The organism is Microbacterium sp. Soil_C_42 (genome assembly GCF_057656735.1).
In genome coordinates this window covers 20,462-30,944 of the sequence record NZ_JBDGJU010000037.1, presented here as the reverse complement: position 1 = coordinate 30,944, position 10,483 = coordinate 20,462, and the positions used below count along the sequence as shown (strand labels likewise).

Genomic DNA, 10,483 nt, shown 5'->3' with positions numbered 1-10,483 from the left:
GCCCCCCGAGCTGGGGTGCGAGGCACTTCTGCCTGCCCTGTCCGGTCCCGGACAGGGTGCCGGGCCCGGGCGGGGCGCCGGTCCCGATCTCGTGCGCCTGGTCTCCGCGGCGGCGACGGAATGCCACCGCGCGCGACTCCGGCGCCGGACGCCCTTGCGGAGCGCCGTGGCCGGGCCTCCCTCGCGGGCCGGCCGGGTCAGTCCCTGACGGGTCAGCCCCGGTTCTCGTAGGCGTCGCGGATGTCCTGCGGTACGCGACCGCGGTCGTTGACGCTGAGGCCCTGGGACTTCGCCCAGGCGCGGATCTCCGCGGTGTCCGGGTTGCCGGACGCCACGGCCGTACGGCCCTTGGCGCGACCGGTGGACGCGCGGCCACCGGTGCGGCGACCGCCCTTGGTGTACGGGTCGAGCAGACCGCGGAGCTTTTCAGCGTTGGCGGTGGTGAGGTCGATCTCGTAGGTCTTGCCATCCAGAGCGAACGTCACCGTCTCGTCCGCCTCGCCACCGTCGAGGTCGTCGACAAGAAGGACCTGAACCTTCTGTGCCACCGGGATTTCCTTTCATCGAAAAGCAGTACGCGGAAAGGAAACCGCTTTTGCCTGGAAAACACAAACCCCCGGGGAGAGGTTCGAGACCGCAACAGGGCGGGAAACGTACGCGATTCGGACATAGGCCACAGGCAGGCGGAGCACCGGAAAAGCTGAGGCCATCGATCAGAGGTGCAGAAGCATCCGACTGTTGCCCAAGGTGTTCGGCTTCACTCGTTCGAGACCGAGGAACTCGGCGACACCCTCGTCATAGGAACGCAGCAGCTCCATGTAGACATCGGTCTTGACCGGGGTCTCGCCGATCTCGACGAAGCCGTGCTTCGCGAAGAACTCGACTTCGAAGGTGAGGCAGAAAACCCGGCTCACCCCGAGGGTGCGGGCGGTACGCAACAACTGCTCCAGCACCTGATGCCCGACTCCGGCACCCTTCAAGCCCCGGTCGACGGCGAGAGTGCGCACTTCGGCAAGGTCTTCCCACATCACGTGGAGAGCCCCGCAGCCGACGACCTGACCGTCGGACTCGCGTTCCGCGACCCAGAACTCCTGGATGTCCTCGTAAAGGACGACCGGAGCTTTGTCGAGCAGGATCCGCTGCTGCACGTACTGGTCGAGGAGGCGGCGCAGCGCGGGAACATCACGCGTCCGGGCACGGCGGATCGTCACTGTTTCTGCATGTGCAGTGGAAAACTCTCCCATGGCTGCGGACGTTATCGCCCCGGCTCCTGCGGGCGCTCGTCGGACTCCCCTTCGGCCACGGGCGGGGCGGTGGGTTCTGCGGCGGCCTCCGCGGCCGACTGCGTGGGGACGGCGGGGGTCTGGTCTTCCGGGCGTTCGCCCTGGATGTCGCTCATGGTTGCTCCTTCTGCCAAGCACTCACCACTGTGCCCACCGATGCTGTGCGTTTCTTATGTCGCGAATGGGACTCGGCTATGCAACAGGGATGAGCCCGCCCGGTATTACGGTGAAGCGATGCGACAGATCCCCGGAGCATGGCGCCGCACAGCCGCGGGCGCCGGACTCGTCGGTTCCGACGGGTCGATCCACCCCACCATCTTCGCCGAGATGTCGGCCCTTGCGGCGCGTACGGGCGCGATCAATCTCGGGCAGGGCTTCCCCGACGAGGACGGCCCGGCCGAGGTGCTCGAGGCAGCCCGCTCCGCGATCGCGAACGGCGTCAACCAGTACCCGCCGGGTCGCGGCATCCCGGATCTCCTCTCGGCCGTGGCCGAGCACCAGGAGCGGTTCTACGGACTGCGCCTGGATCCCGCCCGCGAGGTGCTCGTGACGGCGGGCGCGACCGAGGCGCTCGCCGCCGCGCTTCTCGCCCTCATCGACGGCCCCGACGACGAGGTCGTGGTGTTCGAGCCGTACTACGACTCGTACGCGGCGGTCGTCGCCCTCGCCGGCGCGCGCCTCGTGACGGTGCCGCTGAGGTGGCCCGGCTTCCAGCCCGACCTCGACGAGCTGCGCGCGGCCGTGAGCGATCGCACCCGCGTCATCCTCGTGAACGATCCGCACAATCCCACCGGGGCAGTCTTCGGCGCCGATGTGCGCGACGAGGTCGTGCGCCTCGCCGAGCGTCACGACGCCGTGATCGTGACCGACGAGGTGTACGAGCACCTCGTCTTCGACGAGCCGCACGTGCCGATCGCCACGCTCCCCGGCGCCGGCGAGCGCACGCTGACGATCTCGTCGGGCGGCAAGACGTTCTCGACGACGGGCTGGAAGATCGGCTGGATCTCAGGTCCCGCCCCGCTCGTCGACGCGGTGCTCGCGGTCAAGCAGTTCCTCACCTACGTCAACGGCAGCCCGTTCCAGCCCGCGATGGCCACCGGTCTCCGCTTGGACGATGCGTTCTTCCGGGGCATCGCCGGCACACTGCGTGCCAAGCGCGACCTGCTCGGCGCGGGGCTGCGGGCCGCCGGATTCGATGTGTCGACGCCCGCCGGCTCGTATTTCACCGTCGTGGACGCCGCGCCGCTCGGAGCGACGGATGCCGCGGCCTTCTGCCGCGCCCTCCCCGAGCGCGCCGGGGTCGTGGCCATCCCCCTCACCGCGTTCGCGACGCCGGAGCGGCGTGAGCAGTACGCCACTCTTGTGCGCTTCGCCGCCTGCAAGCGCGCCGAAGTGCTGGAGGATGCCGCATCGCGCCTCACCCGCCTCGGATGAGCCCCGGCGTCAGCGCGGCCCGACGCCGAATCGCCGGAGCGTCAGCGCGGGGTTGACTCGGCGCACGCGCTCGATCGCGCCGACGTCGAGGTGTGCGACCGCGACGTCGGTCGACGTGCCGACGGCGGCGAGCTCCACGCCCTGCGGGTCGACGACGAGCGAGTTGCCCACGCCGAGGGGCGGCGGATGGTCCGCGGCGGCGACGAACACCGTGTTCTCGATCGCGCGGGCGTGCAGCAGGGTGCGCCAGTGGTGCTCCTTGAGGGGACCGCGCACCCACTCCGCCGGCACGAGGAACACATCGGCCCCGGCGTCGACGAGCAGTCGCCCGACTTCGGGGAACCGGAGGTCGTAGCAGGTCATGAGACCGAACCGGAGTCCGCCGAGCTCGAACGTGTGCGGTTCCGCGAGATCTCCGGGTTCGACCCAGTCCGACTCCCGCTGGCCGAACGCGTCGTACAGGTGCAGCTTCCGGTAGTGCGCGATCAGGCCCGTCGCATCGACCGCGACCGCGGTGTTGCGCACGCGTTCGCCGTCGCCTGCGCGCTCGAGCAGTCCGGCGACGATCGTCAGGTCGTGCTGCGCGGCGAGCCGCGTCAGCGCGTGCACGAACGGCCCGTCCAGCTCTTGGGCGTTCGCGGCGAGCGACTCGTCGAACGGGTCGACGAAGTAGCTCGAGTACTCGGGGAACACGACGACCCGCGCACCGCGATCGGATGCCGTGGCCACCAGCTGCGCGATGGACTCGAGGTTCACCGCCGCATCGGCCGTCGGCGCGAACTGCGCCACCCCGATGGGGAGGGTCTCGGTCATCGTCATGCCCCGTTCGTCCGTCGTCGCGCCCGGAGGATCGCGGGCACGACCAGCCACGTCGCGCAGACCAGGAGGCCCAGCGGGATGAGGGCCCACCAGAACGCCCGCCCACCCACCACGACATCGAACACGAAGGCCACCACACCGACGAGGAGCACGGCGACGGTACCGAGCGCCGTGACGAGGGCGAGGTGTCCGTACCGCACGACCTCCGCCTTAGCACGCTGCTGGAACAGGGCCCGGTGGAGGGCCACCGGAGCGAGGGCGACGATCGAGCTCAGGGCCGACAGCACGACGAGCCCCAGATAGAACGACTTCTGAGAATCGGTGAGGTCGCCGAAGGCCGGCTGGAACGCCAGCGCGAGCAGGAAGCCCGTGAGGATCTGCGTGCCCGTCTGCAGGACGCGCACCTCTTGCAGCACCTCGCTCCAGTTGCGGTCGGCGCGCTCCTCCGGCGTCTCGTCGCGGCCGTCGACGCGGTCGCCTGGAGGGTCGGTGTCGCGCTCGGTGGACATGGGTTCATCCTCGCCCGCCGCCCGCGATCGAGGCAAGCGGACCTCCCCTGTGTCACGACCACCCCAAACCCCGTGCTAGGCTATTCCTTGTGCCGCGGGGTGGAGCAGCTCGGTAGCTCGCTGGGCTCATAACCCAGAGGTCGCAGGTTCAAATCCTGTCCCCGCAACAGAAAACACAGAAGAGGGCGTTCCGCAAGGGACGCCCTCTTCTGCGTCTCCCCGAGCTGTTGCTCTCAATCCTCCGGGTCCATCGCACCGCTGAGATCGTCGAGGAACCGCGCGATCACGCCGAGTTCCGCCTCGTCGTAGTCCAGCGCGACGGTTCGCATCGCCCGCAGCCGGTCGCCGAAGACCCGGAAGAACGCGTTGCGCGCGTCCTCCGTGAGCACCACCACGCGCCCCCGCCCGTCACTGGGATGCGGCCGGCGATGGACATGCCCGGAATCCACGAGTCGATCCAGCAGCTTCGTGGTCGATGCGGTCGAGATGCGCAGGTGGCGGGCGATGTCGCGCGGGCTGACCGAGCGCCCTTGTCGCTCGCGGATGATGAGCAGCCGAAGGGCGGCGACATCCGACGCGTTCATGTCCATGTCGCCCTTCATGCCGCTGTGCATGCGCTCCATGGCGTCGCTGACGGCACGGATGGACGTGAGCACACGCATCACCGCGTGCTCATGCTCCGTCTGCGGCACCCATCGCTCGGACATCGTGGAAGTTCCTTCCGACCCGTTGTAGCATCACACCAGAGGTATTGCTAGCTTAGCTAGCAATCTGAGAGGAATGATGGGATGCCCGACACCGACCATGTCGTCCTGCTCGACGATGACGGCCGCGCCATCGGCACGGCCCCGAAATCCAGCGTGCACGGTCCCGATACCGCCCTGCATCTCGCGTTCTCATGCCACGTGCTCAACAGCGACGGCCAGGTGCTGATCACCCGTCGGGCCCTCACGAAGCGTACGTGGCCGGGCGTCTGGACGAACTCGTTCTGCGGGCATCCGCGACCTGCCGAGCCGGTGCTCGCGGCGGTCCGTCGCCACGCAGACTTCGAACTCGGGCTCACGCTGACCGACCTCACGGTCGCCCTCCCCCTGTTCCGGTACCGCGCCACCGATGCCAACGGCATCGTCGAGCACGAAGTGTGCCCGGTCTATACCGCCTACACCGACGACGAGCCCGTGCTCAATCCCCTCGAAGTCGTCGATGCGCAGTGGGTGGAACCCGAGGCGCTCGCGGTCTCGCTCGAGGCGACCCCGTGGGCGTTCAGCCCGTGGCTGGTGCTCCAGGCCCAGCAGCTCCGCCTGTTCGAGACGCCATCGCGCGAGAGACGCGCGTCATGATCCCCGCGGCAGCCGACCCCGATCTGCGGATCGCGATCGACGGGGCGCTCGCGCGCATCCGCGAGCGCGCGTCCGAGCTCGGCCCCGCGTTCGGCGCCCTGGGCGAAGCGATCACCCGCGCGGCCCAGGGTGGGAAGCGTCTGCGTCCCGCCCTGGTCACTGCATCCTTCGACGCGTTCCGCGCCGGCGACGCCGACACATCCGCCGTCCTCTCCGTCGCGGCCGCCTTCGAGCTGCTGCACACGGCGTTCGTGGTGCACGACGACGTGATCGACCACGACACGATGCGGCGCGGGGTGCCCAACATCGGCGGCGAGTTCCGCCAGCGGGCAGCGGACGACGGCGCCGACCCCGACGGGGCGGCACTGGTGGGCGACGCCGCCGCGATCTTGGCGGGCGACATCCTGCTCCACGAGGCCTTCCGCCTGGTCGCGATGGCTCCCACCGACGGTGCAACGCGGGACCGGCTGCTGACCCTGCTCGACGACGCCGTCCTGATCTCGGCGGCGGGCGAACTCGCCGACGTCGAGAACAGCGTCGCGAGGCGGCATCCGTCCCGCCTCTCGACCCTCGACACGGCGTTCAACAAGACCGCGGTGTACACGTTCCGCGCGCCGCTGCAGGCGGGCGCGCTCCTCGGGGGCGCCGACGGCGACGCTCTGCGCGTGCTCGGCGAGGCAGGCGGGCGCCTCGGGCTCGCCTTCCAGCTCGTCGACGACCTCATCGGCGCCTTCGGGACCACGGCGCAGACGGGGCGCGACACCGGACCCGACCTGCGCGAGAACAAGCGCACCCCGCTCGTCGCGTTCGCGCGCGAATCGGGCGCCGCGCCGCGCGTCGACGAGGCGCTGGCCCTCGCGCGGACCGGACCCGTCGCGGTGCGCGAGGCTCAGGTCGTGCTGGAGGAGACCGGAGCACGGCAGCGACTGGTTCAGCTCGTCGAAGAGACGTTGACCGCGGTGCGGGCGGCGTCGCACGACCCCGCACTCCCCGACCGCGCCGGCGCACTCCTGCGCACCCTCGCCGACGGCATCGAAGGACGGATCCCATGAGCACCGTGCGCACCGCGACCCCCACGGGACTCGCCCTCTACAACCAGGCGGCGGCGGATGCTGCGGCAACCGTGATCGCGCGGTACTCGACGTCGTTCGGGCTCGCATGCCGGCTGCTCGGGCCGCGACCGCGACCGCATGTGCGCAACGTCTACGCGCTGGTGCGCATCGCGGACGAGATCGTCGACGGCCCCGCCGAGGAGGCCGGGCTGCCTCCGGAGGTCGCCGGCGAGATCCTCGACCAGCTCGAGAGCGAGACGGTCTCGGCGATCGCGCGCGGCTTCAGCTCCAACCTCGTGGTCCACGCGTTCGCCGGGACGGCTCGCGAGTGCGGCATCGGCGAGGACCTCGTGCGTCCCTTCTTCGCGTCCATGCGCACCGACCTCGGCACGCGCAGCCACGACGCCGCCTCACACGACGCCTACGTGTACGGCTCGGCGGAGGTCGTCGGACTGATGTGCCTGCAGGTGTTCGTCAACGCCGGGGCGCAGCATCCGGTCACGCCCTCTCCTGAGCTCGTCGACGGCGCCCGCCGTCTCGGCGCCGCCTTCCAGGACGTGAACTTCATGCGCGATCTCCACCACGACGAGGCCGTGCTCGGGCGCGACTACCTCGGTCTCTCCTCGGCCGACGGGGAACGCGCTGCGGTGCTCGATCGCATCGACCGCGATCTGGCCGTCGCGGCGAGCGCCATCCCGGCGCTTCCCGCCGACTGCCGCCGCGCGGTGACCGCCGCGCACGATCTCTTCGCCGAGCTCGCCGTGCGACTGCGCGCGTGCGACGGATCCGAGGAGCGGGTGCGCGTGCCCGACGCCGTGAAGGCGCGCCTCGCGGCACGCGCGCTGCTGGGCTTCGCCCCGCGGGAGGTGCGCGCATGACTCTCGTCGACGGACCCCGCCGCGCGGTCGTCATCGGCGGCGGCGTCGGCGGACTCGCCGCGGCGGCGCTGCTGGCCTCCGAAGGGTGGGACACGAGCCTGTTCGAGGCGCGCGACGAGCTCGGCGGGCGCGCAGGGTCGTGGGAGCGCGACGGCTTCCGCTTCGACACGGGGCCCAGCTGGTACCTCATGCCCGAGGTGTTCGACCACTTCTTCCGGCTGCTCGGCACGACCGCGGAGCGCGAGCTCGATCTCGTGCCGCTGGATCCGGCGTACCGCGTGTACTCGGACCCGTCGACGGGCCTCTCTCCGCTCGACGTGCGCTCCGGACGCGCCGAGGCCACCGCCCTCTTCGAAGGCGTCGAGCCCGGCGCGGGCGCCCGCCTCGACGCGTACCTCGACTCCGCGGCCGATGCGTACGACCTCGCGGTCTCACGCTTCCTCTACGACACGTACGAGACGACCGCGGGCCTTCGAGACCCGGCACTGCTGCGACGGATGCCGCGACTCGCGCCCCTCTTGACGCGCAGCCTCGCCCGCCATGTCGAGCGTCGGTTCACCGATCCGCGGCTGCGTCAGATCCTCGAGTACCCCGCAGTCTTCCTCGGGGGATCGCCGTACGGTGTGCCGAGTCTGTATCACCTCATGAGCCACCTCGATCTGGGAGACCGCGTACTCTATCCGCGCGGCGGATTCACCGAGCTCGTGGGGGCGATCGCGCGCCTGGCCGAGGCATCCGGGGTCGCGATCGAGACCGGCGCGCGAGTCACCGCGATCACCACGGAGGCCGGGGTCGCGACCGGCGTCGAGCTCGCCGGCGGACACCGCGTGCCCGCCGACCTCGTGGTGTCGGGCGCCGACCTTCACCACACCGAGACCCGGCTCCTCCCCCGCGCCGCGCAGACGTATCCCGAGGAATGGTGGCGCTCGCGCACACCGAGCCCCGGCGCGCTGCTGGTGATGCTGGGCGTGGAGGGGCGGCTTCCGGAGCTCGCCCACCACACGCTGCTGTTCGCGCGGGAGTGGCGCGAGAACTTCACCGACATCTTCGGCGCGCGCCCGCGGATCCCGGCCCCCGCGTCGCTCTACATCTGCCGTCCCAGCGCCACGGACCCCGGCGTGGCGCCGCCGGAGCACGAGAATCTCTTCGTGCTCGTCCCCGTGCCCGCAGACCCCCAGCTGGGGCACGGAGGCATCGACGGCGCCGGGGACGCGGCGATCGAGGCTGCGGCCGACGAGGTGATCGCGCAGATCGCCGAGTGGTGCGGCATCCCCGACCTGGCGCAGCGCATCGTGGTGCGCCGCACGGTCGCGCCCGGCGACTTCGCCGACGACTTCGGAGCCTGGCGCGGCAACGCGCTCGGCCTCGCGCACACGCTCGGGCAGAGCGCGGTGTTCCGCCCCCGAAACGCGTCGCGCAAGGTCGAGGGCCTGTCGTACGTCGGCGCCTCCACGCTGCCGGGCATCGGGCTGCCGATGTGCCTCATCTCGGCCGAACTCGTCGTCAAGCGTCTGCGAGGGGATCGCTCCCCCGGTCCCCTCGCAGAGCCGGCGAGGGTGTGACGGTGCCGGGACTGTACCTTGCCGCCATCCTCGTCTCTGCGGCGGGCGTGCTGCTGCTCGACCGGCGCTGGCGCCTGGCGGCGTGGCCGGCGCCCGCACGCACGGCCGGTGCGGTGGGGATCGGCACCGCGTTCTTCCTCGCGTGGGACGCCGTCGGGATCGCAACCGGTGTCTTCGTCAAGGGCGACAGCGCCCTGCTGCTGGGCATCGACCTCGCTCCCCATCTCCCGCTCGAAGAGCCCGTGTTCCTGGCGTTCCTGTGCTACCTGGCCCTCGTCGCGTGGTCGGGCGCCCTGCGACTGGCAGAGCGGCGCGGGGCGGATGCGGCGCCCCCGCGCTCGGAGGCGAACCGATGACCTACTCCCTCATCGTCGTGCCGTTCGTCCTCATCACCGCGATCGTGGTGCTGCTGACCGTCGGCCGCCCGGCGTTCGGGCGCAGGATGGCGGCATCCGCCATCGCCGCGGGCGTCCTGGTCCTGCTCACCGCCGTGTTCGACAACATCATGATCGCCGCGGGGCTCTTCACGTACCCCGAGGCGCTGATCTCGGGGGTGCGCATCGGTCTCGCCCCTCTCGAGGACTTCGCCTACCCGGTGTGCGCGGCCTTCCTCGTACCGGCCGTCTTCGCGCTGCTCGGGCCGTCGCGCTCGCGTCGTGAGGAGGTGGCCTCGTGACCACCGCTGCGCCCCTGCGCGCGAGCACCGTCGCCCGGCAGCTTCTCATCGCCTCGCGGCCCGTGAGCTGGATCAACACCGCGTACCCGTTCGCCGCCGCCTATGTCATGACCACGCGCGAGGTGGACCTGACCCTCGTGCTGGGCACACTGTTCTTCCTCGTGCCGTACAACCTCGCGATGTACGGCATCAACGACGTGTTCGACTACGAGTCGGACCTGCGCAACCCGCGCAAGGGCGGCGCCCATGGCGCCGTGCTCGATCGGCGGATGCACCCCGTGACACTGTGGGCGTCCGCACTGCTGTGTCTGCCGTTCGTGGTGTATCTCGTGGTCGTCGGGTCCGCCCTCTCGTGGCTCGTCCTCGCGGCGAGTCTGTTCTTCGTCGTGTTCTACAGCGCGCCGCCGCTGCGGCTGAAGGAGCGGCCGTTCCTGGACTCCGTGACCAGCAGCATCCACTTCTTCTCCCCCGCCGTGTACGGGCTCGTCCTGGCGGGAGCCACGTGGACGCCCGCCCTTGTGGCGCTGATCGCCGCATTCGCGCTGTGGGGCGTCGCCTCCCACGCGTTCGGAGCGGTGCAGGACGTCGTCGCCGACCGCGAAGCGGGAATCGCATCGATCGCCACGGCGCGCGGCGCACGCTGGACGGTGCGCTTCGCCCTCGCGTGCTACGCCGCGGCGGGGGTCGCGATGCTCGCGACGACCTGGCCGGGACCGCTCGCGGCTGTGCTCGTGGTCCCCTACCTCGTGACGGTGTGGCCGTACCGCTCGATCGCCGACGCCGACGCCGCAGCGGCGACCACCGGATGGGGCCGGTTCCTGTGGCTCAACCAGTTCGCGGGCTTCGCGGTCACGCTGCTGCTCATCTGGTACGCGATCCTCACGGCATAGCCCCCCAACGCCGAAGGCCGGTCCCCGCGGGGACCGGCCT

General features: G+C 70.8%; 14 protein-coding genes and 1 tRNA gene. 9 read left to right on the top strand and 6 right to left on the bottom strand.

What is annotated here, in order from left to right; all coding sequences use genetic code 11:
• Nucleotides 1-212 precede the first annotated feature (212 nt).
• From AC3A46_RS16585 to AC3A46_RS16575, 3 genes are all read right to left on the bottom strand, one after another.
• The gene (locus tag AC3A46_RS16585; protein WP_030009902.1) at nucleotides 213-548 is read right to left on the bottom strand and encodes a histone-like nucleoid-structuring protein Lsr2; all 336 of its coding nucleotides are present in this window, start codon (nucleotides 546-548) and stop codon (nucleotides 213-215) included.
• Between the two features lie 165 nt (nucleotides 549-713).
• A complete protein-coding gene (locus AC3A46_RS16580) occupies nucleotides 714-1,244 on the bottom strand; it encodes an amino-acid N-acetyltransferase (RefSeq protein WP_030727070.1) in 531 nt (176 codons plus the stop codon).
• Between the two features lie 11 nt (nucleotides 1,245-1,255).
• Entirely contained in the window at nucleotides 1,256-1,399 is a 144-nt protein-coding gene (locus tag AC3A46_RS16575) for a hypothetical protein (RefSeq protein WP_487666184.1), read from the bottom strand.
• Nucleotides 1,400-1,517: 118 nt separating this feature from the next.
• On the opposite strand from AC3A46_RS16575, the gene AC3A46_RS16570 reads away from it, so the two are divergent.
• Nucleotides 1,518-2,717, top strand: coding sequence for an aminotransferase class I/II-fold pyridoxal phosphate-dependent enzyme (locus tag AC3A46_RS16570; protein WP_487666183.1), 1,200 nt, complete (start codon nucleotides 1,518-1,520; stop codon nucleotides 2,715-2,717).
• A gap of 9 nt (nucleotides 2,718-2,726) precedes the next feature.
• On the opposite strand, the gene AC3A46_RS16565 is transcribed toward AC3A46_RS16570, so the two are convergent.
• Nucleotides 2,727-3,530, bottom strand: a complete 804-nt coding sequence (locus AC3A46_RS16565) for a carbon-nitrogen hydrolase family protein (RefSeq protein WP_487666185.1) — start codon at nucleotides 3,528-3,530, stop codon at nucleotides 2,727-2,729.
• A gap of 2 nt (nucleotides 3,531-3,532) precedes the next feature.
• Nucleotides 3,533-4,045: a DUF6328 family protein gene (locus AC3A46_RS16560; RefSeq protein WP_487666182.1), complete on the bottom strand. Its 513-nt coding sequence runs from the start codon at nucleotides 4,043-4,045 to the stop codon at nucleotides 3,533-3,535.
• A 93-nt stretch (nucleotides 4,046-4,138) separates the two neighbouring features.
• Between AC3A46_RS16560 and AC3A46_RS16555 the strand changes: the two genes are divergently transcribed.
• Nucleotides 4,139-4,212, top strand: a tRNA-Met gene (locus AC3A46_RS16555).
• Between the two features lie 66 nt (nucleotides 4,213-4,278).
• On the opposite strand, the gene AC3A46_RS16550 is transcribed toward AC3A46_RS16555, so the two are convergent.
• Entirely contained in the window at nucleotides 4,279-4,752 is a 474-nt protein-coding gene (locus AC3A46_RS16550) for a MarR family winged helix-turn-helix transcriptional regulator (RefSeq protein ID WP_487666181.1), read from the bottom strand.
• Between the two features lie 81 nt (nucleotides 4,753-4,833).
• On the opposite strand from AC3A46_RS16550, the gene idi reads away from it, so the two are divergent.
• From idi to AC3A46_RS16515, 7 genes are read left to right on the top strand one after another with little or no spacing between them, the layout of a single operon-like run.
• A complete protein-coding gene (gene idi, locus AC3A46_RS16545) occupies nucleotides 4,834-5,385 on the top strand; it encodes an isopentenyl-diphosphate Delta-isomerase (RefSeq protein WP_487666180.1) in 552 nt (183 codons plus the stop codon).
• Nucleotides 5,382-6,437, top strand: a complete 1,056-nt coding sequence (locus AC3A46_RS16540; RefSeq protein ID WP_487666179.1) for a polyprenyl synthetase family protein — start codon at nucleotides 5,382-5,384, stop codon at nucleotides 6,435-6,437. The genes idi and AC3A46_RS16540 overlap by 4 nt, the downstream gene beginning before the upstream one ends.
• Entirely contained in the window at nucleotides 6,434-7,315 is an 882-nt protein-coding gene (locus AC3A46_RS16535) for a phytoene/squalene synthase family protein (protein ID WP_487666178.1), read from the top strand. The genes AC3A46_RS16540 and AC3A46_RS16535 overlap by 4 nt, the downstream gene beginning before the upstream one ends.
• Nucleotides 7,312-8,877, top strand: a complete 1,566-nt coding sequence (crtI, locus tag AC3A46_RS16530) for a phytoene desaturase family protein (RefSeq protein ID WP_487666177.1) — start codon at nucleotides 7,312-7,314, stop codon at nucleotides 8,875-8,877. The genes AC3A46_RS16535 and crtI overlap by 4 nt, the downstream gene beginning before the upstream one ends.
• A gap of 2 nt (nucleotides 8,878-8,879) precedes the next feature.
• Nucleotides 8,880-9,233 carry a lycopene cyclase domain-containing protein gene (locus tag AC3A46_RS16525; protein WP_487666176.1) on the top strand — a complete coding sequence of 118 codons (354 nt, stop codon included), beginning with the start codon at nucleotides 8,880-8,882 and terminating at the stop codon, nucleotides 9,231-9,233.
• Entirely contained in the window at nucleotides 9,230-9,553 is a 324-nt protein-coding gene (locus AC3A46_RS16520) for a lycopene cyclase domain-containing protein (protein WP_487666175.1), read from the top strand. Before AC3A46_RS16525 ends, AC3A46_RS16520 begins: the two co-directional genes overlap by 4 nt.
• Nucleotides 9,550-10,443, top strand: a complete 894-nt coding sequence (locus tag AC3A46_RS16515; protein ID WP_487666174.1) for a prenyltransferase — start codon at nucleotides 9,550-9,552, stop codon at nucleotides 10,441-10,443. Before AC3A46_RS16520 ends, AC3A46_RS16515 begins: the two co-directional genes overlap by 4 nt.
• Nucleotides 10,444-10,483: the final 40 nt, after the last annotated feature.

Excerpts from the sequence above, each read along its gene's own strand:
- AC3A46_RS16580 (WP_030727070.1), bottom strand. The coding sequence starts at position 1,244 with ATGGGAGAGTTTTCCACTGCACATGCAGAAACAGTGACGATCCGCCGT.
- AC3A46_RS16575 (WP_487666184.1), bottom strand. The coding sequence starts at position 1,399 with ATGAGCGACATCCAGGGCGAACGCCCGGAAGACCAGACCCCCGCCGTC.
- AC3A46_RS16570 (WP_487666183.1), top strand. The coding sequence starts at position 1,518 with ATGCGACAGATCCCCGGAGCATGGCGCCGCACAGCCGCGGGCGCCGGA.
- AC3A46_RS16565 (WP_487666185.1), bottom strand. The coding sequence starts at position 3,530 with ATGACCGAGACCCTCCCCATCGGGGTGGCGCAGTTCGCGCCGACGGCC.
- AC3A46_RS16560 (WP_487666182.1), bottom strand. The coding sequence starts at position 4,045 with ATGTCCACCGAGCGCGACACCGACCCTCCAGGCGACCGCGTCGACGGC.
- AC3A46_RS16550 (WP_487666181.1), bottom strand. The coding sequence starts at position 4,752 with ATGTCCGAGCGATGGGTGCCGCAGACGGAGCATGAGCACGCGGTGATG.
- idi (WP_487666180.1), top strand. The coding sequence starts at position 4,834 with ATGCCCGACACCGACCATGTCGTCCTGCTCGACGATGACGGCCGCGCC.
- AC3A46_RS16540 (WP_487666179.1), top strand. The coding sequence starts at position 5,382 with ATGATCCCCGCGGCAGCCGACCCCGATCTGCGGATCGCGATCGACGGG.
- AC3A46_RS16535 (WP_487666178.1), top strand. The coding sequence starts at position 6,434 with ATGAGCACCGTGCGCACCGCGACCCCCACGGGACTCGCCCTCTACAAC.
- crtI (WP_487666177.1), top strand. The coding sequence starts at position 7,312 with ATGACTCTCGTCGACGGACCCCGCCGCGCGGTCGTCATCGGCGGCGGC.
- AC3A46_RS16520 (WP_487666175.1), top strand. The coding sequence starts at position 9,230 with ATGACCTACTCCCTCATCGTCGTGCCGTTCGTCCTCATCACCGCGATC.